General features: G+C 71.4%; 18 protein-coding genes. 5 read left to right on the forward strand and 13 right to left on the reverse strand.

Annotated features, from left to right (window positions below):
- The first annotated feature begins 130 nt into the window (after window positions 1-130).
- From ACFT4A_RS13985 to ACFT4A_RS14000, 4 genes are all read left to right on the forward strand, one after another.
- Window positions 131-760 (forward strand): PAS domain S-box protein, encoded by a 630-nt coding sequence (locus ACFT4A_RS13985; protein ID WP_382829340.1) that lies wholly within the window; start codon window positions 131-133, stop codon window positions 758-760.
- A gap of 110 nt (window positions 761-870) precedes the next feature.
- Window positions 871-1,365, forward strand: coding sequence for an FBP domain-containing protein (locus ACFT4A_RS13990; RefSeq protein ID WP_382829343.1), 495 nt, complete (start codon window positions 871-873; stop codon window positions 1,363-1,365).
- Between the two features lie 87 nt (window positions 1,366-1,452).
- Window positions 1,453-2,712 carry an FUSC family protein gene (locus ACFT4A_RS13995; RefSeq protein WP_382829346.1) on the forward strand — a complete coding sequence of 420 codons (1,260 nt, stop codon included), beginning with the start codon at window positions 1,453-1,455 and terminating at the stop codon, window positions 2,710-2,712.
- 115 nt (window positions 2,713-2,827) lie between these two features.
- Window positions 2,828-4,018, forward strand: coding sequence for a lactonase family protein (locus tag ACFT4A_RS14000; protein ID WP_382829734.1), 1,191 nt, complete (start codon window positions 2,828-2,830; stop codon window positions 4,016-4,018).
- Here ACFT4A_RS14000 and ACFT4A_RS14005 read toward each other — a convergent pair.
- Both ACFT4A_RS14005 and ACFT4A_RS14010 read right to left on the reverse strand, forming a co-directional pair.
- The gene (locus ACFT4A_RS14005) at window positions 3,986-4,714 is read right to left on the reverse strand and encodes a DUF2470 domain-containing protein (RefSeq protein WP_382829349.1); all 729 of its coding nucleotides are present in this window, start codon (window positions 4,712-4,714) and stop codon (window positions 3,986-3,988) included. The genes ACFT4A_RS14000 and ACFT4A_RS14005 overlap by 33 nt on opposite strands.
- Window positions 4,715-4,799: 85 nt before the next feature.
- The gene (locus ACFT4A_RS14010; protein ID WP_382829351.1) at window positions 4,800-5,408 is read right to left on the reverse strand and encodes a TetR/AcrR family transcriptional regulator; all 609 of its coding nucleotides are present in this window, start codon (window positions 5,406-5,408) and stop codon (window positions 4,800-4,802) included.
- Between the two features lie 110 nt (window positions 5,409-5,518).
- Between ACFT4A_RS14010 and ACFT4A_RS14015 the strand changes: the two genes are divergently transcribed.
- The gene (locus ACFT4A_RS14015; RefSeq protein WP_382829353.1) at window positions 5,519-7,015 is read left to right on the forward strand and encodes a cytochrome P450; all 1,497 of its coding nucleotides are present in this window, start codon (window positions 5,519-5,521) and stop codon (window positions 7,013-7,015) included.
- Here the strand turns inward: ACFT4A_RS14015 and ACFT4A_RS14020 are convergent.
- The 11 genes from ACFT4A_RS14020 to ACFT4A_RS14070 all read right to left on the reverse strand — a co-directional run bounded on the left by ACFT4A_RS14020 (window position 6,977) and on the right by ACFT4A_RS14070 (window position 18,510).
- Entirely contained in the window at window positions 6,977-7,822 is an 846-nt protein-coding gene (locus ACFT4A_RS14020) for a pentapeptide repeat-containing protein (protein ID WP_382829356.1), read from the reverse strand. The two genes, ACFT4A_RS14015 and ACFT4A_RS14020, sit on opposite strands and share 39 nt — an antisense overlap.
- Window positions 7,823-7,841: 19 nt before the next feature.
- On the reverse strand, window positions 7,842-8,735 hold the full coding sequence (gene sigJ, locus ACFT4A_RS14025) for an RNA polymerase sigma factor SigJ (protein ID WP_382829359.1): 894 nt from the start codon (window positions 8,733-8,735) through the stop codon (window positions 7,842-7,844).
- Window positions 8,736-8,769: 34 nt separating this feature from the next.
- Window positions 8,770-9,504, reverse strand: coding sequence for a PIG-L deacetylase family protein (locus ACFT4A_RS14030; protein ID WP_382829362.1), 735 nt, complete (start codon window positions 9,502-9,504; stop codon window positions 8,770-8,772).
- Window positions 9,505-9,532: 28 nt separating this feature from the next.
- Window positions 9,533-10,834: an alpha/beta fold hydrolase gene (locus tag ACFT4A_RS14035; protein WP_382829363.1), complete on the reverse strand. Its 1,302-nt coding sequence runs from the start codon at window positions 10,832-10,834 to the stop codon at window positions 9,533-9,535.
- Window positions 10,835-10,960: 126 nt separating this feature from the next.
- Window positions 10,961-11,986 carry a LacI family DNA-binding transcriptional regulator gene (locus ACFT4A_RS14040; RefSeq protein ID WP_215116870.1) on the reverse strand — a complete coding sequence of 342 codons (1,026 nt, stop codon included), beginning with the start codon at window positions 11,984-11,986 and terminating at the stop codon, window positions 10,961-10,963.
- 88 nt (window positions 11,987-12,074) lie between these two features.
- Window positions 12,075-13,499, reverse strand: a complete 1,425-nt coding sequence (locus ACFT4A_RS14045) for a BNR repeat-containing protein (RefSeq protein ID WP_382829367.1) — start codon at window positions 13,497-13,499, stop codon at window positions 12,075-12,077.
- Between the two features lie 16 nt (window positions 13,500-13,515).
- The gene (locus ACFT4A_RS14050; RefSeq protein ID WP_382829371.1) at window positions 13,516-13,836 is read right to left on the reverse strand and encodes an L-rhamnose mutarotase; all 321 of its coding nucleotides are present in this window, start codon (window positions 13,834-13,836) and stop codon (window positions 13,516-13,518) included.
- 18 nt (window positions 13,837-13,854) lie between these two features.
- A complete protein-coding gene (gene rhaS, locus ACFT4A_RS14055) occupies window positions 13,855-14,937 on the reverse strand; it encodes a rhamnose ABC transporter substrate-binding protein (protein ID WP_382829373.1) in 1,083 nt (360 codons plus the stop codon).
- Window positions 14,938-14,967: 30 nt separating this feature from the next.
- Complete coding sequence (locus ACFT4A_RS14060; protein WP_382829376.1) at window positions 14,968-15,963, reverse strand: ABC transporter permease; 996 nt, start codon at window positions 15,961-15,963, stop codon at window positions 14,968-14,970.
- Window positions 15,956-16,996 carry an ABC transporter permease gene (locus ACFT4A_RS14065; protein WP_382829379.1) on the reverse strand — a complete coding sequence of 347 codons (1,041 nt, stop codon included), beginning with the start codon at window positions 16,994-16,996 and terminating at the stop codon, window positions 15,956-15,958. The genes ACFT4A_RS14060 and ACFT4A_RS14065 overlap by 8 nt, the downstream gene beginning before the upstream one ends.
- The gene (locus ACFT4A_RS14070; protein ID WP_382829382.1) at window positions 16,993-18,510 is read right to left on the reverse strand and encodes a sugar ABC transporter ATP-binding protein; all 1,518 of its coding nucleotides are present in this window, start codon (window positions 18,508-18,510) and stop codon (window positions 16,993-16,995) included. Before ACFT4A_RS14070 ends, ACFT4A_RS14065 begins: the two co-directional genes overlap by 4 nt.
- Window positions 18,511-18,554: the final 44 nt, after the last annotated feature.

The following is an 18,554-nucleotide window of genomic DNA, read 5'->3' on the forward strand; positions in this document are numbered from 1 at the left end:
GTACGGAAGTACTGCGGTCCAGCGTGATCCACGGGGCCCGGCGGGCAGTGCCGCGCCCCTACATGATTGTGTAGTGCAAGCAGATGCGTCGCTCTTGCGCGGGAGCGACCCGGCGTGGCAGGAGACGCTCATGGACCTGTCCCGGCACGAGGCCGTGACCTGGCGCAACCGCGCCCTGCTCCTCTTCGACCGGGTCGCGATGCCGGTCGCGGTGTGCGATGTGTACGGGGCGGTGCTGCTCGCGAACCCGGCGATGGCGGCGGAGTGCGGTACGACGCCGGGACGGCTGCGCGGCCGTGACGTGCTGGAGCTGTTCAGCCCGCGGGAGGCGACACAGGTGGAGCGGATCGCCGAGGCGCTGCGGCTGCGGCACCGCTCGCGGTACCAGGTGTCGGTGCGCTGGCAGGCGCCCGGCGGAGCGGAGCGGTACGGAGAGCTGACGGCGGACCCGGTGAGCGACACCGTGGAGGAGACGCCCGCGCTGCTGGTGATGCTGCGGGTGGACGGCGAGCACGAGGCCCGCGGCACCCCGCCCGCCGAACGGGTCACCCCGGCGGAGGCCCGCATCCTGGCCCTGCTGGCAGCGGGCGCCACCACGGCCCGGGCCGCCCGCGAGACCGGCCTCACCACCGACGGCGTGACGTACCACCTGCGCCGTCTGTCCTCCCGCTGGCACGCCGCCAACCGCACGGAACTGGTGGCCCGCGCCTACGCGCTGGGGGTACTGGCCCCGGGGGTGTGGCCGCCGGAGCCGGGGTGAGACGGCCTTCCGGAAATTCACTCGCCCCGTTCGTCGCGGCTGTCTAACCTGACCTGGCCCCCAAAACCTAGGACCCCTAGGTTTGGCCCGAGAGAAGCAGGAGCCCTCCCATGAAGCCGCTCACCGAGCAGGACATCCGCACCTCGTTCATCAACTGCTCCAAGGGAGAGGCCAAGCGTCTGGCCGTCCCCCGGGATCTCGGGGAACGCCCCTGGGACGATCTCGACTTCCTCGGGTGGCGGGATCCGGGGGCGCCCGATCGGAGCTATCTCGTGACCGAGCGGGAAGGCCGGCTCGTCGGGGTGACGATGCGGTTCCAGCCCGCGCGGCGGGGGTCCCTGCAGCGCAGCATGTGCTCGCTGTGCCTGACGACGCACCCTCGGGGCGGGGTCTCGCTGATGACCGCACGGAAGGCCGGGGCGGCCGGGCGTGAGGGGAACTCCGTCGGTGTGTACATGTGCACCGACCTCGCCTGTTCCCTCTACGTACGCGGGAAGAAGGTGCCGGAGAGCGGCTCCCGCCTCGAGGAGAGCCTCACCCTGGCGGAGCAGATCGAGCGGACCACGGACGGGCTGGCCGCCTTCCTCGACAAGGTGCACGCCTGAGCGTCCACGGTCGCCCCTGTTTTCCCTCGGCGCTAACGTCCTTCATGGATGCGTTCGATGCGCCAGGCGAAGGGGAACGGCCCGAGGATGCGAGAGGTACGTGAGTGGAGGGCGCACGCCACTCGGATCATGCACAAGCGCCGGGATCCCGTGGTCGTCCAGACGTTCCGGTCAGCGACCGCGGCGACGATCGCGTACGTCATCGCGCTCCGGCTGAGCCCCGAGCCGACGGCCGCCCCTCTCACCGCTCCCCTGACCGCGCTGCTGGTCGTCCAGGTGACGCTGTACGCCACGCTCACCAACGGCTTCCGCCGGGTGAACGCCGTGGTCACGGGAGTCCTCGTCGCCATCGCGTTCAGTCTGCTGGTGGGCCTGACCTGGTGGAGCCTGGCGATGCTCCTCGTGGCGGCGCTGGTCGTGGGGCGGCTGGTCCGGGTGGAGGAGTACGTCCCCGAGGTGGCGATCAGCGCGATGCTGGTCCTCGGGGTCACCACCGTCGGGAACACCGCCTGGGCCCGGGTGGTGGAGACGCTGATCGGCGCGAGCGTCGGGCTCGCCTGCAATCTGCTGCTGGCTCCGCCGGTGTGGGTGGAGGAGGCGGGCGAGTCGATCGAGGGCCTGGCGCGCCGGCTGCGGCAGCTGATGCTGCGCATGGGCGAGGAGGCCGCCGGCGGTACGCCCGTGGACCGCGCGGCGGAGCGACTGCACGAGGCACGCCGCCTGGACCACGACATCATCGAGGTGGATACCGCCCTGAGGCGGGCCGAGGACAGTCTGCGGCTGAATCCGCGTGTGCAGGACAGTGTGCTGCACCGGGTGGTGATGCGCACCGGCCTGGACACGCTGGAGATCTGCACGGTCGTCCTGCGCGTGCTCGCGCGCTCCTTCACCGACCTGGCGAAGGAGCGCGAACCCAAGCCGCTGTTCGAGGCCGAGACGGGGGCCGCCCTGGAGCAGCTGCTGTCCGAGATCGCCGACGCCGTGGTGAGCTTCGCGGTGCTGGTCACCACCCACCTCAGCACGAGCGCCGAGTCGGCGGAGGAACGTCTCGCCGCGGAACTGCACACCGCGGCGGGCACCCGCGACAAGCTGGCCCTGCTGCTGCGCGAGGAGGCCGAGCGCGGCCCAGGGCACTGGCAGCTTCCGGGCGCCGTCCTGACGGAGGTCAACCGCATCCTCGACGAGCTCGACACCGAGCACCGCACCCGGCGCCTGTTCGAGGAGCTGGACCGCGTGTCGCGCGAGCAGCGCGCGCGGATGCCCCGGCTGACGCGACTGCGTGAGCGGCTGGGCGTCACGGAACAGCTCTGGCGGGACCGCGCCGGGTTCGACGCGCGTTCCCGCTGACGTCGGCACCGCCCGTTGCGCATCACGCAACGCGTGGTGCCGTTGTTGCACCCGGTGGGTGATCCACGCGAAGGTGGCTGTCGCGACGGGGACGAGTGACGACCTGAGGGGCGACATGGGCAGTGGTGGCTGGAGCAGGCGCCGGTTCGTCGGCGCGCTGGCAGGAGGATCCGCCGCGGCGGCACTCCCGGCCTGTGACAACGCGCCCCCGCCCGCGGCCTCGACGACTCCGTCGGCCCCCGAGCCGAGCACGTCCGCAGAGGCCCGGCGGCCTTCGGGGCCGCGCCCCCTCTACCTCGGCACCTACACCTCCGTCGAGGGCGGCGGCAAGGGCATCGGCCTCGCGACCTACGACGCGGAGACGGGCCGGATCACCGGCACCGGCACCGTCACGGGCGTCGGCGACCCGTCGTATCTCGCGATCCACCCGGACCGCCGCACGCTGTACGCGGTGGACGAACGCGAGGACGGTGCCGTGACCGCCGTCCGGCTGTCCGACCGGAAGGTCCTCGGCAGCCGGAGCACCGGGGGCGCGGCCCCCTGCCATCTGTCGGTGCATCCGGGCGGGCGCTGGCTGTTCAGCGCGAACTACGGTTCGGGCAGTGTGGCCGTGCATCCGATCGACTCGTCGGGAGCCCTCGGCGAGCGCACCGACCTGGTGCGGCACTCGAGTCCGCCGCCCGGTCCGGGTCAGGACGGGCCGCACGCCCACCAGATCTTCACCGGCCCCGACGGACGGCATGTGCTCGCCGTCGACCTCGGTACGGACACCGTGTACACGTACCGGCTCGACGAGAAGGCCGGAAAGCTCACCGAGGTGTCGCAGGCGAAAACCCGGCCGGGTGCCGGGCCGCGGCACCTCACGTTCCACCCCGGCGGCCGGTACGCCTACCTCGCCGACGAGGTCGACAACACGGTGGCGGTCTGCTCGTACGACCCGGCATCGGGACGCGTGCGCGTCGGCGAGCCGCAGTCCACGGGCACGGGTTCGGGCACGAACTACCCGGCGCAGCTCCTGGTGACCGCGAACGGCCGGTTCGCCTATCTGGCCAACCGCGGCGCCAACAGCCTCACGCGCTACGCGGTCGAGGCGGACGGTGCCCGGCTCCGGCTGCTGGACACCGTGCCGGTGGACGGGGACTTCCCCCGCCAGATCGCCTTCTCGCCGGAGGGCACGCTGCTGTTCGCGGCGAACCAGAAGTCCGGCACCGTCACCGTCTTCCACGTGGACGAGACGAACGGTGCGCTGCGGCGCGCCGGCGAACCGTTTCCCTCACCCGTCGCCGTCTGTGCGCTGCCGCTGTAGGGCCCGCGGGCAGGACGCGGCGCTGGCCTGCGTGAGCAGGACGTGCATGCGCTCGGTGAGCTGCGCGACGTCGTCGGCGGGCGCGTGGAACGCCAGGCGTACGTCGCCGTGGGCGCGGGCCCGCTCGATGCGCAGCGTCAGTCCGTGCCGGTCCACGGCGAGCGGCTGGACGCGGACCGCGCCGTGCAGGCTGTCGTGCTCCACGAGCCGGGTGAGCCGCTCGACCGCGTCGGCGTGGCAGTCGGCGAGGTGCGTCAGCAGCCGGGCCTCGGCCGTGGTGAGCGGGTCGGGCACGGCGGCGGCGAAGTCGTCGAGGTCCACGACCACGGCACCGGACGACTGCCGCAGCACGACCCGCGTGGGCCGGAAGGCCAGCTGCCCCTCCTCCACCGCGAACCAGCCCGCGAGCCACAGCCGGGCGCGGATCCGGCCCCGCACGGGGACGGGCGCGACATCGGCGAACTCCAGCACCGCGGACGGCTCGCCGCGGGGCGCGCAGATCGCGGCCGCGAGCAGGGCGCTGTCCTCCGGCACGGTCACGAGTACCCTGCCGTCCTCGGTCACCGTGTGCGCGCCGACCAGCTCCTCCCGCGTGCCCTCCGCGGTCACCGAGCAAGACCACGCGGCGGCGAGCACCGAGCGCGCCCGCTCCGCCGCGGCAGGGGCCGCCGTCCAGCCTTGGCTGTCGTCACCCATCCCAGACCTCCTTAGGTAAGCCTTGCCTAACCTACCGAAGTTCCGGGTGTGAGCCAACCACGTCACGTGATCTTTACGAGGCCTTTCAGGGGGTGAGCACACCCAGCAGGGCGCGGGCGCACAGTTCGCGCACCTGCTCCCGGCCCAACTCCGCGTCGCGCAGCCACTCCAGACAGACGGCCGTGGTGAACGCCAGCCAGCCGCGCACGGCGAGCCGCACCTCCGGCCGCTCCTCGAAGGCCGGGCCGAACTCGGGGTCCGCGGCGAGGGCGGCGAGGATCTGCCGCTCCTGCGCGGCCAGGGCCCGCTGATAGACCCGCCGCACCGCCTGGTCCCCGGCCGCGTCGGCACGGTGGAAGGCGCGATAGCCGTGCGCGTGGGCCTGTACGTACTCCAGGAACGTGTCGAGACCGGCCGCGAGTTGCGAGCGCACGGGGACGCCCGGAACCGCGGCCGTCATGCGCAGCATCCGCTCGCTCTCGCGCTCCACGACCGCCGCGAAGAAGTCCCGCTTGGTCGGGAAGTAGTGGTACAGCAGCCCCCGCGACACCCCGGCGATCTCGGCGACCTGCTCGATCCACACGTCGTCGTACGGGCTCTCCGAGAACAGCCGGGCCCCCACCGACAGGAGCTGCTCCCGGCGCTCCTCGGTGCTGAGCCGGCGGCGGGTGCGCCCGCCCTGGTTCGCGGCCATGCCGGCACTTTACTTGACGCCGGTTCAACAACGGGATCAGACTGAACCCGCGCTATTGAACCCACGTACAACACGTGCGAACCGGTCGCCGGATCAAGGGAGATCGCGTCATGACGGAGGCGCCGATACGGGCCGCGGGGCCCAAGGGATTCCGGAGTGCCGAGCTGGGCTGGCCCGAGCTGGAGCGCATTCCGCATCCGCCGCGCCGGATCCCGCTGCTCGGTGATGTGGTGGGCGTGAACCGGCGCACTCCCCTGCAGGACTCGCTGCGGTACGCCCGGCAGCTGGGGCCGGTCTTCCGGCGGAAGGCCTTCGGCAAGGAGTTCGTCTTCGTGTGGGGCGCCCGGCACGCGGCCGATCTCGCGGACGAGACGCGGTTCGCCAAGCACGTGGGGCTCGGGATCGCCAACCTGCGGCCCGTCGCCGGGGACGGGCTGTTCACGGCGTACAACCACGAGCCGAACTGGCAGTTGGCGCACGATGTGCTGGCCCCGGGGTTCAGCCGCGAGGCCATGGCCGGCTACCACCCGATGATGCTGGACGTCGCGCGGCGACTGACGGAGCACTGGGACCGGGCGGCGGCCACGGGCCGGTCCGTGGACGTGCCCGGCGACATGACGAAGCTGACGCTGGAGACGATCTCCCGGACCGGCTTCGGGCACGACTTCGGGTCGTTCGAGCGCTCCCGGCCGCATCCCTTCGTGACCGCGATGGTCGGCACGCTGACCTACGCGCAGCGGCTCAACACCGTGCCCTTCCCGCTGGCCCCGCTGCTGCTGCGGAGCGCGAGCCGCCGCAACGCGGCGGACATCGCCCACCTCAACCGCACGGTCGACGAACTGGTCCGGGCCCGGCGCGCGACCGGCGGCGGCGACGGCGACCTGCTGGACAGGATGCTGGAGACGGCCCACCCGGAGACCGGGGAGCGGCTCTCGCCGGAGAACGTGCGCCGTCAGGTGATCACCTTCCTCGTCGCGGGCCACGAGACGACCTCGGGCGCGCTCTCCTTCGCCCTGCACTACCTCTCCCGGCACCCCGAGGCCGCGGCCCGGGCCCGCGCCGAGGTGGACCGGGTGTGGGGCGACACGGCGGAACCGGCCTATGAGCAGGTGGCCCGACTGCGTTACGTCCGCCGGGTGCTGGACGAGTCGCTGCGGCTGTGGCCCACCGCGCCCGCCTTCGCCCGGGAGGCACGCGAGGACACGGTCTTGGCCGGGGAGCATCCCATGCGGCGCGGGGCGTGGACGCTGGTGCTCACGCCGATGCTGCACCGGGACCCCGAGGTGTGGGGCGCGGACGCCGAGCGGTTCGACCCGGACCGCTTCGACGCGCAGGCCGTACGGTCCCGCGCCCCGCACACGTTCAAGCCGTTCGGGACCGGGGCCCGGGCGTGCATCGGACGCCAGTTCGCGCTGCACGAGGCGACGTTGGTCCTCGGTCTGCTGCTGCGCCGCTACGAGCTGCGGTCCGACCCGGCCTACCGGCTGCGCGTCACGGAACGGCTGACGCTGATGCCGGAGGGGCTGCGGCTGCACCCGGAGCGCCGGACCCCGGTGCGGGAGCCGGCGTCAGAGCTGCGCTGTCCAGTGCCCGGGGCGGGTGACTGACTCGGGCAGCAGGGTCCCGGCACTCCCCCGGGCCGCGTTCAGCTGCGGCTGGGTGAGGAAGAACGCCCCGGTCAGGTCGGCGTCGGTGAGGTCCGCGTCGCGCAGATCGGCGCCGATCAGGTCGGCGCCCCTGAGGTCCGCGCCGGTGAGGTCGGCGGCGATGAGGTAGGCGCCGCGCAGATTGGCACCGCGCAGGTCGGCGCCCTTCAGCCGGGCGCCCATGAGGTCCGCGCCCCGGCGGTTCTTCTTCTTGGCGCCCTTGGTGCCGGCCCTGGCCAGCTCGCTCGTCCTCAGCAGCAGGACGTTGACCTCCTGACGGTGCGCCGCCACGTCCAGCCCGGCGATTTCCTCGGGGGTCCCGTCGGTGAGCGCCTCGGTCTTCTCCAGGGCCGTGCGCAGATCCGCGTGGACCGGCCGGGCCGCGGGCAGGGCGAGCGCCTCGGTCAGATACCACAGCAGCTCGTGCAGCTGCCGGACGACCGGGAACACGTCGAACATGCGGCGGGCGTGCTCCGGAGGCCCGGACCTCCAGTCCTGGCCGCCGAAGGTGATCTGCGAGACCTGCTGTCCGGCGCCGAAGCAGTCGTAGACGGTGCAGCCGGTGAATCCTTTCTGCCGCAGTCCGGCGTGGATGCCGCAGCGGTGGTCGTCCTGGAGGTTGCGGCAGGGCGTTCCGGCGTCCTTGTCGACCGCGAAGTCGGCCGATCGCGCGAAGGGCAGGGCGACACAGCACAGCCCGAAGCACCGTTCGCAGTCGCCGCGCAGTTCCGCTCGCGCGGTCTGAAGATCTCGCATGACATTCAGCATACGAAACGAAAAACCCTGTTCAGTCCGTGAACTCGGGTACCTCTACGCGCTCCAGCCGCTCCGGGTCGGCCAGGATGTACATGCCGGTGATCCGGCCGTCGGCGATCGTGACCCCCATGACCGACTGCACCCGTCCCTCGGGCGCGTGGACGAGGCCGACCGAGCCGTTGACCAGCACCAGCCGCGCGGACGTCGCGTACCGGGCGAACATGAGCGCCTGCTCCGCCACCGTCTTGGCGCCCTGGACGACCTTGGAAGCGGCCGCTCCCCGCACGAGGGCACCCGAGTCGGCCCGCAGCACCACGTCCGGGTGCAGCAGCGCGAGCAGCGCCTCGAAGTCGCCGCCGCGCGAGGCGGCCAGGAAGGCGTCGAGCACCTCCTTCTGCCGGCCGAGGTCCGGCTCGGCCGACGGGGTGGCGCCGCGCACCCGGCGCCGGGCGCGGCTCGCGAGCTGCCGGGTCGCGGCCGGGCTGCGCTCCACGACCGGGGCGATGTCGTCGAACGGCACGGCGAACATGTCGTGCAGCACGAACGCCAGCCGCTCGGCGGGCTCCAGGTTCTCCAGCACGACCAGCAGGGCCAGGCCCACCGAGTCGGCCTGCATGACCTCCTCGGCCGGGTCGAGGTGTGTGAGGGGCCTGAGCACCGGGTCCGGGACGAAGGCGTCGCCCATCGGCTCCTCACGGCGTGCGGTGCGCGAGCGCAGCAGGTCCAGGCAGATGCGGCCCGTGACCGTGGTGAGCCAGCCGCCGAGGTTCTGGATGTCGTCCGGGTCGGTGCGGCTCAGCCGCAGCCAGGCTTCCTGGACGGCGTCCTCCGCCTCGGTCAGCGAACCCAGCATGCGGTACGCGACCGCTCTGAGGTGCCCGCGGTGTTCCTCGAACCGGCCGGCCAGTTCCTCGCTGCCTGTCATGGTCTCCCCCGTCGTCCGCCGGTCGTGCGTCACGTCATCTGCCGAACAGTTCGAACGCCACCGCCGGCCTGCCCCCGAACCGCTCGCCCGTGGCCTCGGCGTGCTGCGTCAGGAAGCCGCGGACGTACGTCTCCGGGTCCTGGTCGGTCAGCACCTCGATGTAGGTGCGGTGTTCGAGCAGCGAGGCCACCGCGCGCTCCAGGCCGGGCGTCGCGTCGACGGCGTGGGTGGGGGTGCTGGAACCGGCGACGGCGACCCAGCGCACTCCGTCCCACGGTTCGAGGCCCTGCTCGACGAGTTCCGGGAAGATCCACCGGTTGCCGGCGTCGCCGGCCGCGTCGAGCGTGGCGCGGCCGACGGCGACATGGTCCGGGGTGTTCCAGGCGACGCCGCCCCAGGTGTCCCGGTGGTTGAGCGTGATGACCAGCTCGGGCCGGTGCCGGCGGATCGCGGCGGCGATGTCGCGGCGCAGGGCGGTGCCGTACTCGATGACGCCGTCCTTGTGGTCGAGGAACTCCACGGCCGAGACGCCGACCACCGCCGCGCTCGCCCGCTGCTCACGCTCCCGCAGCGGGCCGCACTTCTCCGGCTCCAGCGTGTCGATGCCCGCCTCGCCCCGGGTCGCCAGCACATAGGCGACCTCGCGGCCCCCGTCGGTCCAGGCCGCGATCGCCGCCGAGCAGCCGTACTCGAGGTCGTCCGGGTGGGCCACGACCGCGAGGGCACGCCGCCAGTCGTCGGGCATGGGCTGGAGTTGAGTGGTCGTCATGTCCGCAGACTAGTCCGGGCCACCGGCTTCAGGCCTCGTCACGCGCCATGGCCAGCAGCCGGTCGAGGACGCGGGTGCCCCCGGTGCGCACACCGTCGTGTTCGAACTCGTCCGTGATCCAGGTGCGCAGACCGCGGATCGTGCGGGCGGTCCGCAGGGAGTGGTCCGTGTCGACGTACATGTCGTCGTGGTAGACGGCCGCGACGACCGGCACCTTGTTGGCGGCCAGGCGCGCCGCGTCGTACAGGGGTGTCCAGTCGGTGCGGGCGGCGAGCAGGTCGGCGGTGTCGCGCAGGGGGCGCAGGGCCGGGTCGCAGTCGAACATCCAGGGGTGGATCGACTCGCCGGTGAACAGCAGCGGCTCGTCACCCGCGAGTGCCTTGGCCGCGTCGAACTGCGGGAACTCGGCGCGGACCCGCTCGGCCGACCATGCGGTGGGCCGGCCGTCCTGGCCGTAGATCGACTCGTGGACCAGGGCGTACAGCGGGTGGCGGGCGTAGGACAGCATGCCCTGCGCCTGCTCCTGGAAGGCGTCGGACAGGGTGAAGCCCTGCGGGCTGCGGACGAAGGCGTCCTCCAGGAGGTAGTGGAGGCGGTGGGTGCCGTCGCCGGTGCCGAGGAGGATGCCGAGGGACTGGAACGCCTCGACGGTGAGCCGGTAGCCGTTCGGCAGGACCACGTCGTGGGTCAGCAGGTGGTCGGCGATCCGGCGGGCGCGCTCGGCGTCCTGCGGGTAGCGGGCGTAGTGGGCGGCGACCTTGCGTTCGATGCGCGGGAAGGCGGCCCGGTAGACGTCGTCGGCGTGGGCGTCCAGGGCGGGCAGCCCGCCGGTGATCACGGCGGTGGCCAGGCCCTCGGGGGCGAGGGAGAGGTAGCTGGTCGCGCAGAAGCCGCCGAAGCTCTGGCCGAGGACGGTCCAGGGCGCGCCGCCCGTGACCAGCGGGCGGATGGCCTCGCAGTCGCGGACGATCGAGTCGGCGCGGAAGCGGGTGAGGTAGTCGGCCTGCTCGGCGGGGCCGCCGCGCAGCGGGAGCGTCTGCCGGTTGGCGGGCGTGGAGTGGCCGGTGCCGCGCTGGTCGAGGAGCAGGACGCGGAACTCCTTCAGGGCCCTGCCCAGCCAGCCGGGCCTGCCGACGGAGCGGTCCGCGCCGAAGCCGGGGCCGCCCTGCAGATAGAGCAGCCAGGGCAGGTCCAGATGGACCTTGTCGCTCGCCACGACCTCGCGGGCGTACAGCTCGATCGTGTCGCCCTCGGGGCGGTCGTGGTCGAGGGGGACGGTGAAGCGGCGGTCGGTGAGGACGACTCCGGGCTGGCGGTAGCTGACGGTCAACAGGGCTCCCGGGACGGACGGACTTTCGGACCGCGTCCCAGTTCATCACAGGGAACGTCCGTGGGTGGGCCCTTCGGATCATGAAACCTTGCTGAACGGCCGTTCAGGCTCAGTGGGCCTGCGGGCTCAGCGCGCGGACAGGCTGGAGCGGCGGACCACCAGCTCCGGCTGGAGGACGACCCGGCGGTGCTCGTGCGGCTTCACCGCGCCCTCCGCCTCCGTCTCCTCCAGGAGCAGATCGGCCGCCATGGCGCCCATGGTGACGGCGGGCTGCCGTACGGAGGTGAGCGGGACGGCCGCGGCGGCCGCGAACTCGATGTCGTCGTAGCCGACGATGGCGAGGTCGTCGGGGACACCGACACCGGCCGCGTACATGGCCTGCAGCACGCCGAGCGCGAGCAGGTCGTTGGCGCAGAACACGGCGGTCGGCCGGTCGGCGAGCCCGAGCAGCCGGGCTCCGGCGTCACGGCCCGCGGCGACGTCCAGCCGTTCGGTGGGCAGCTCGCGCAGCGCGTCGGGGCCGAGCCCGGCCTCGGCGAGTGCTTCCAGGGCGCCCGTGCGCCGGTCGCGGACCTGGTTGAGGCCGGGCGGACCGCTGACATACGCGATCGACCGGTGCCCGGCGTCGACGAGGTGGCGTACCGCCAGGGCACCGCCCGCGACGTCGTCGACGGAGACCGAGCACTCCGTCGTGCCCTCGGCGACCCGGTCGACCAGGACGAACGGGATGCCGTGCCGGCGGAACGTCTCGATGTTGCGGCCCGTGGCGTCGGCGGGGGTGAGCAGCACGCCGCGCACACGCTGCTCGGCGAAGAGCGACAGGTAGTCGGCCTCCTCGCCCGGGTTCTGTGCGCTGTTGCAGACCATCACGCCGAGTCCGGCCTGGCGGGCGGCGCGCTCGGCGCCGCGTGCCACGTCGACGAAGAACGGGTTGCCCATGTCGAGGACGAGCAGCCCCATGATCCGGCTGCGGCCGGCGCGCAGCTGGCGCGCGGACTCGCTGCGGACGTAACCGAGCCGGTCTATCGCGGACTGCACGCGGGCCCGGGTCTCGGTCGCGACCGTGTCCGGGCGGTTGATCACGTTCGACACCGTGCCGACGGAGACTCCGGCGGCACGGGCGACGTCCTTGATACCCACCGACTGGGACATCGGACAGGGACCTCCAGAAGGGGGAAGAGGGGGCGGCGGCCGGAGCGGCTTCACATTACCGGCATGCCGCCCCGGCGACCGGGTCCGGTCAGGCGGGCAGCCGGAAGTCGGTGACGTGCAGCGCCGAGGGCGTCGTACCGCTGGATTTCTCCTGGTACATGAAGGACAGCACCCCGTCCTGCCCGACCCGTGTCTCGTCGATGACGACCTCGCCGAAGGCGTTGAGACCGCTGCCGTCGAACAGGATCTTCCAGTCGGTGTACCCGGAGGCCGCGGAGGCTCCGGCGATCCGGCCGAAGGGGAAGACCGCGTAGGCGTTGTCGTACTTGTCCAGAATCAGCTTGGTGCGCTGGCTGGAGTTCAGCGGGACCGGGATCTCGGTCTTCTGCCAGGTGCCGGAGGCGTTCCTGCGCACGTGGAAGGCACGGCCGTTGGCGGTCCGGTTCGCGACGTAGTTCGTGGTGCACTGCCCGAAGCGGCCGGGAACGTAGGAGATGATCGCGTGCGGCCGGCCCGCGGAGTCGGTGAACTGGCTCTCCTGGTTCATCAGGGAGTGGTCCGGGTTCAGCGGGTCGACGACCAGGCCGGTGTCGTTCACGGACACCTTGTCGGAGCCGCCGGTGGTGCCGACGACGCTGCCGGCGTTGTTGCGCCAGGTGCGGCCCCGGTCGTCGGAGTAGACGTAGCCGGTGTCGTGGTTGCTGATGCCGCCGCCGTTGCACATCACGGCGCCGTTCTGCTCACGCCAGGTGAAGAAGGAGTGCAGCCGCCCGTTCCGGTCGTAGTCGATGCCGTGGAGGTACATGTTCCGGGCGGTCGAGGAGCCGTGCTCGCTGGTGTAGGTCCCCGTCGAGCCGGACCACTCGCCCAGGTTGGTCCACTGGGTGCCGTCGTACTCGGCGAGCGCGTTGCGGCCGTTGCCGGAGACGGCGGCGCGGTAGCTCAGCTGGAGCTTGCCGTCCGGTGTGGAGATGAACTGCGGATAGGTGAACTGCGAGGTCAGCGCCAGGCCGTCCAGGGTCGACTGGGGCGCCCCGAAGCGGGCGGCGGTCCAGCTCAGCCCGCCGGGGTTGTCCATGAGCCCGGCGACCGACTTGACGTAGGTGAAGCCGTCGCTGTGGGAGTCCATGTTGAGGTGCAGACGGCCGTCGACTTTGGAGACACCCATGGAGATGACGTTGTGGGAGTCGTTGTACCGCAGGGTGTGCCCGACCTTCACGGTGGACCAGGTGCTCGACCCGAGGGCGCGGCGGCCGACGACGGCGTTGCGGTCGGCGGTGTACCAGACGGCGTACTGGTAGCCCTTGTAGGTCAGCAGGCCGTTCTTCTGGAACGCGTTGTTGTTGACCAGTCCGTCGTACGACACGAAGAAGACGGCCTGGCTGTCGAGCGTGGTCGTGCCGGTCCGGGTCACGGAGGGCCCCGGGTCGGCGGCCCGGGCGGTGCCGGAGGCGAGGGCGGGGGTCACCACGGCTCCGGCGAGGGCGGCGGCCAGCAGCGTACGTCTGTGCATCTCATGGACTCCATCGTCATACGAGGTGGAACACTTCCGTCAGCGGTTTCATGGCCTCGTCGGGCCGGGCGCCGTCCAGCGACTCGAAGAACGGCGCCATCTCCGCCTGCCAGCGGGCGTTGACGTCGGTGGCTTCCATTCCGGCCAGGGCGGCTGCGAAGTCCTCGGTCTCCAGGTAGCCGACGAGCAGTCCGTCCTCGCGCAGGAACAGCGAGTAGTTGTGCCAACCGGTGTCGATGAGCGCCTGGCGCATCTCCGGCCACACGGTGGCGTGCCGCTCGCGGTACTCGTCGAGGCGGTCCGCCCTGACCTTCAGCAGGAAGCACACGCGCTGCATCAACAGCCCTTTCGGTGATCAGAAGTTGAACTGGTCGATGTTCTTGGCGTCGAAGACGGTCGGCTTGCCGAGGCTGATCACGCCGTCCTTGCCGATGGTGTACTCGCCCATGGAACCGGCCTTGAAGCTCTCGCCCTCCTTGCCGGTGATCTGCCCGGAGGACAGGGCGACGGCGGTACGGGCGGCCAGCTCGCCGAGCTTGGCCGGGTCCCACAGCTCGAACGCCTCGACGGTGCCGTTCTTGACGTACTTGCGCATGTCGTTGGGGGTGCCGAGGCCGGTCAGCTTGACCTTGCCCTTGTACTTCGAGCCCGACAGGTACTGGGCGGCGGCCTTGATGCCGACGGTGGTCGGGGAGATGATCCCCTTCAGGTTCGGGTACTCCTGGAGCAGGCCCTGGGTCTGCTGGAAGGACTGCTGGGCGTCGTCGTTGCCGTACGCCGTCTTCACCAGCTTCATGTTCTTGTACTCGGGCTTCTTCAGCTCGTCCTTCATGAAGTCGATCCAGGTGTTCTGGTTCGTCGCGGTCTGCGCGGCGGACAGGATCGCGATCTCGCCCTTGTAGTCGAGCTGCTTGGCGAGCAGCTGCACCTCGGTACGGCCCAGGTCCTCGGCGGAGGCCTGCGAGACGAAGGCGTTGCGGCAGCCGGCCGTGGTGTCGGAGTCGTAGGTGACGACCTTGATGCCGTTCTTCATGGCCTGCTTGAGCGCGGTGCACAGGGCGCCCGGGTCCTGCGCGGAGACGGCCATCGCGTCGACCTGCTGCTGGGTGAGCGTGTTGACGTAACTGACCTGCCCGGCGGTGTCGGTGGCGCTGGACGGCCCGACCTCCTTGTAACTGGAGCCCAGCTCCTTCAGCGCCTTCTCGCCGCCCTTGTCGGCGGAGGTGAAGTACGGGTTGTTGACCTGCTTGGGCAGGAACCCGACGGTGAGCCCCTTCTTGGTGGCCGCGTTCGGATCGGCCTTGCCGGCGGTGGCGGCGGACGCCCCTTCGTCCGCCACGTCCTTCTTGGTGGTCCCGCCGCAGGCGGTGAGGGCCAGGGCGAGAGAGGTGGCGGTGGCGAGGACCGCACAGCTGCGGCGGAGGGTGGACTTACGCATGTCGATGGTCCTTTACGAGGAAGGGCTTGGTTATGAGGTCGGAGTCGAGGCGGCGGCTCTGCGGCCCGCCCTCGCTACGGAGATCTGACGTGCGACCCGGGGGCCGAGCACGGAAAGCACAAGCAACACACCGGTCACGACGATCTGCGACTGCGCCGAGACATCCTGAAGGCTCATCACGTTCTGCAGCGCCCCGAGCAGAAACACCCCGGCGATCGCACCACCCAACGTGCCCTTGCCCCCGTCGAAGTCGATCCCCCCGAGCAACACCGCCGCCACCACCGACAGTTCGAGCCCCGTCGCGTTGTCATAGCGCGCACTCGCGTAGTGCAGAGCCCAGAAGACGCCGGTCAACGAGGCCATCAACCCGGTCAGCGTGAACAGGAGCAGCTTCTGCCGCTTGACGCGGACACCGGCGAACCGCGCCGCCTCCTCACTCGCCCCGATCGCGAACAACGACCGCCCGAACGGCGTCGCGTGCAGCGCGACCACGGCGATGGCGAGCAGGACGAGGAACGGCAGGAAGGCGTACGGGATGAACGTGTCGCCGAGGCGCCCGGCCGCGAAGTCCAGGTACTGCGTGGGGAAGTCGGTCACCGCGTCGGACCCGAGCACGATCTGCGCGATGCCCCGGTAGGCGGCGAGCGTGCCGATGGTGACGGCGAGGGACGGCAGCCCGAGCCTGGTCACCAGCAGCCCGTTGACCAGCCCGCACACCACACCCAGCAGCAGGCAGATCGGGATGATCGTCTCGATGGCCATGCCCTGGTTCCACAGGGCACCCATCACGGCACCCGACAGGCCCGCCGTGGAGGCGACCGACAGATCGATCTCCCCGGACACCACCAGCAGCGTCATCGGCAGGGCGATCAGCGCGATCGGCAGCGTGTTGCCGATGAGGAACGACAGGTTGAGCGCGTTGCCGAACCCGTCGACGAAACCGAAGGAGAACAGCAGCACCACGATGAGCAGGGCGCCGACCACCGTGTCCCAACGGACCGCTCGAATCAGGGAGATGTCAGCCATGGCGGGCGTTCCTCTTCTTCAGGGCGGAGGCCACGCGCAGCGCGACGACCCGGTCGACCGCGATGGCGAGGATGAGCAGGATGCCGTTGATGGCGAGCACCCAGACCGAGCTGACACCGAGGGCGGGCAGCACACTGTTGATGGAGGTCAGCAGCAGCGCGCCGAGGGCCGCGCCGTAGACGCTGCCGGAGCCGCCGGTGAAGACGACTCCGCCGACCACGACCGCGCTGACGACGGTCAGTTCGTAGCCGTTGCCGGTGCCGGAGTCGACGTTGCCGAACCGGGCGAGGTACATCGCGCCGGCGAGTCCGGCGAGGGCGCCGCAGAAGGTGTACGCGGCGAGGATCCGCTTGCGGACGGGGATGCCGGCGAGCCGGGCGGCCTCCGGGTTGGAGCCGAGGGCGTAGAGCTCGCGTCCGCTGCCGTAGTGCTTGAGGTAGTAGGCCGTCGCCACCAGCACCGCCAGGGCGATCAGCGCCAGGTACGGCACCGTCCAGATGCCGCCGGAGCCGAAGTCGACGAACCCGCCGGGCAGATCGGCCGCGGTGATCTGGCGGGAGCCGACCCAGATGGAGTCGATGCCGCGGATGATGTAGAGCGTGCCGAGGGTGACGACGAGCGCGGGCACCTGGCCCAGGCTGACGAGCAGTCCGTTGAGCAGTCCGAAGCCGATGCCGAGCAGGACGGCCAGCGCGATCGCGACGACCGGGTTGCCCCCGCCCTGGAGATACGTTCCGGCGGCGAAGGCGCTGATGCCGAGCGTGGATCCGACGGACAGGTCGACGTTCCTCGTGATGACCACCAGGGACTGGCCCGTGGCGACCAGCACCAGGATCGTCGCGTTCAGCAGCAGGTCCTTGATGCCCTGCTCGGACAGGAACTCGCTGTTGCCCGCCTGGGTGACGGCGATCATCACCAGGAAGACGGCCAGGATGGCGAGCTCGCGCATCTTGAAGACCCGGTCGACCAGCCGTGTGCCGCTCGACTTGGGCACATCGGCCACGGGGGCCTCTCGGGGAGTGACGACCGTCATGCGGCGGCCCTCCCGGTGGCTGCGGCCATCACGGTTTCCTCGGTGGCGTCGGAGCGCGGGATCTCGGCGGTGAGGCGGCCCTCGTGCATCACCAGCACGCGGTCGGCCATGCCGAGGATCTCGGGCAGGTCGGAGGAGATCATCAGGACGGCCACGCCGTCGGCGGCCAGCTGGGACAGCAGCCGGTGCACCTCGGCCTTGGTGCCGACGTCGATGCCCCGGGTCGGTTCGTCGACGATCAGCACCTTGGGGCCGGTGGCCAGCCACTTGGCGAGCACGACCTTCTGCTGGTTGCCGCCGGAGAGGGTGTTGACGGTGTCGGCGATCCGGGCGTACTTCACCTGGAGCTTGACGGCCCAGTCGAGGGAGCGGCTGCGCTCGGCGCCGCGGTCCATGAGACCCGCCCTGACGGTCGTACGGAGTCCGGTGAGGCCGATGTTCCGCTCGATGGACATGTCCATCACCAGGCCCTGGGCGCGCCGGTCCTCGGGGACCAGGGCGAGTCCGGCGGACATCGCGGTGGAAGGGGCGCCGTTGACGAGGGCCTTGCCCTGGACGGAGACCTCGCCCGCGTCCCAGCGGTCGATGCCGAACACGGCCCGGGCGACCTCGGTGCGGCCCGCGCCGACGAGCCCGGCGAGGCCGACGATCTCGCCGTGCCGCACCTCGAAGGAGACGTCGGTGAAGACGCCCTCGCGGGTCAGGCGGCGCACGCTCAGGGCGACTTCGCCGGGTGTCACGTCCTGCTTGGGGTACAGCTCGTCGAGGTCGCGGCCGACCATGCGGCGCACGAGGTCGTCCTCGGTCATGCCGTCCAGGGGCTCGCTGGCGATCCAGGCGCCGTCGCGCAGGGTGGTGACCGTCCGGCAGATCTCGAAGATCTCCTCCAGCCGGTGGGAGATGAACAGCACGGCGGCGCCCTGGTCGCGCAGGGTGCGTACGACGCCGAAGAGGCGGGCGACCTCGCTGCCGGTGAGGGCGGCGGTCGGCTCGTCCATGATCAGGACGCGGGCGTCGAAGGAGAGGGCCTTGGCGATCTCGACGATCTGCTGGTCGGCGATGGACAGGCCGCGGGCGGGCCGGTCGGGGTCGAGTTCGACGCCGAGGCGCTCCATGAGGGCGGCGGTCGCGTTGTGCGTGGCCTGGTGGTCGATCCGGCCGAGGGCGCGCTTGGGCCTGCGGCCCATGTAGATGTTCTCGGCGATCGACAGATCGGGGAAGAGCGTGGGCTCCTGGTAGATCACGGCGATGCCGGCGTCACGGGCGTCGCCGGGGCCGTTGAAGACGACGGGCGCACCGTCGAGCAGCACCTGGCCGGCGTCCGGCCGGTGCACTCCGGCGAGCGCCTTGATGAGGGTGGACTTGCCGGCACCGTTCTCGCCGGCCAGGGCGTGCACCTCCCCGGGGAACAGCTCCAGGGAGACGTCCCGCAGTGCGCGGACCGCGCCGAAGGACTTGGACACGTCCCTCAGTGCCAGAACCGGGGCCGGACCCGTGGTGGACGGGTGGGTCATGAGGGCTCCTCGACGACGCCGGCGGGAGGCCCTCCCGACGTCGT

The organism is Streptomyces sp. NPDC057099, assembly GCF_042671245.1.
GTDB classification, from domain to species: domain Bacteria; phylum Actinomycetota; class Actinomycetes; order Streptomycetales; family Streptomycetaceae; genus Streptomyces; species Streptomyces purpurascens.

Bases quoted from the DNA above. Each gene is read 5' to 3' on its own strand.
- ACFT4A_RS13985 (WP_382829340.1), top strand. From the start codon at position 131: ATGGACCTGTCCCGGCACGAGGCCGTGACCTGGCGCAACCGCGCCCTG.
- ACFT4A_RS13990 (WP_382829343.1), top strand. From the start codon at position 871: ATGAAGCCGCTCACCGAGCAGGACATCCGCACCTCGTTCATCAACTGC.
- ACFT4A_RS13995 (WP_382829346.1), top strand. From the start codon at position 1,453: ATGCGAGAGGTACGTGAGTGGAGGGCGCACGCCACTCGGATCATGCAC.
- ACFT4A_RS14000 (WP_382829734.1), top strand. From the start codon at position 2,828: ATGGGCAGTGGTGGCTGGAGCAGGCGCCGGTTCGTCGGCGCGCTGGCA.
- ACFT4A_RS14005 (WP_382829349.1), bottom strand. From the start codon at position 4,714: ATGGGTGACGACAGCCAAGGCTGGACGGCGGCCCCTGCCGCGGCGGAG.
- ACFT4A_RS14010 (WP_382829351.1), bottom strand. From the start codon at position 5,408: ATGGCCGCGAACCAGGGCGGGCGCACCCGCCGCCGGCTCAGCACCGAG.
- ACFT4A_RS14015 (WP_382829353.1), top strand. From the start codon at position 5,519: ATGACGGAGGCGCCGATACGGGCCGCGGGGCCCAAGGGATTCCGGAGT.
- ACFT4A_RS14020 (WP_382829356.1), bottom strand. From the start codon at position 7,822: ATGCTGAATGTCATGCGAGATCTTCAGACCGCGCGAGCGGAACTGCGC.
- sigJ (WP_382829359.1), bottom strand. From the start codon at position 8,735: ATGACAGGCAGCGAGGAACTGGCCGGCCGGTTCGAGGAACACCGCGGG.
- ACFT4A_RS14030 (WP_382829362.1), bottom strand. From the start codon at position 9,504: ATGACGACCACTCAACTCCAGCCCATGCCCGACGACTGGCGGCGTGCC.
- ACFT4A_RS14040 (WP_215116870.1), bottom strand. From the start codon at position 11,986: ATGTCCCAGTCGGTGGGTATCAAGGACGTCGCCCGTGCCGCCGGAGTC.
- ACFT4A_RS14045 (WP_382829367.1), bottom strand. From the start codon at position 13,499: ATGCACAGACGTACGCTGCTGGCCGCCGCCCTCGCCGGAGCCGTGGTG.
- ACFT4A_RS14050 (WP_382829371.1), bottom strand. From the start codon at position 13,836: ATGCAGCGCGTGTGCTTCCTGCTGAAGGTCAGGGCGGACCGCCTCGAC.
- rhaS (WP_382829373.1), bottom strand. From the start codon at position 14,937: ATGCGTAAGTCCACCCTCCGCCGCAGCTGTGCGGTCCTCGCCACCGCC.
- ACFT4A_RS14060 (WP_382829376.1), bottom strand. From the start codon at position 15,963: ATGGCTGACATCTCCCTGATTCGAGCGGTCCGTTGGGACACGGTGGTC.
- ACFT4A_RS14065 (WP_382829379.1), bottom strand. From the start codon at position 16,996: ATGACGGTCGTCACTCCCCGAGAGGCCCCCGTGGCCGATGTGCCCAAG.
- ACFT4A_RS14070 (WP_382829382.1), bottom strand. From the start codon at position 18,510: ATGACCCACCCGTCCACCACGGGTCCGGCCCCGGTTCTGGCACTGAGG.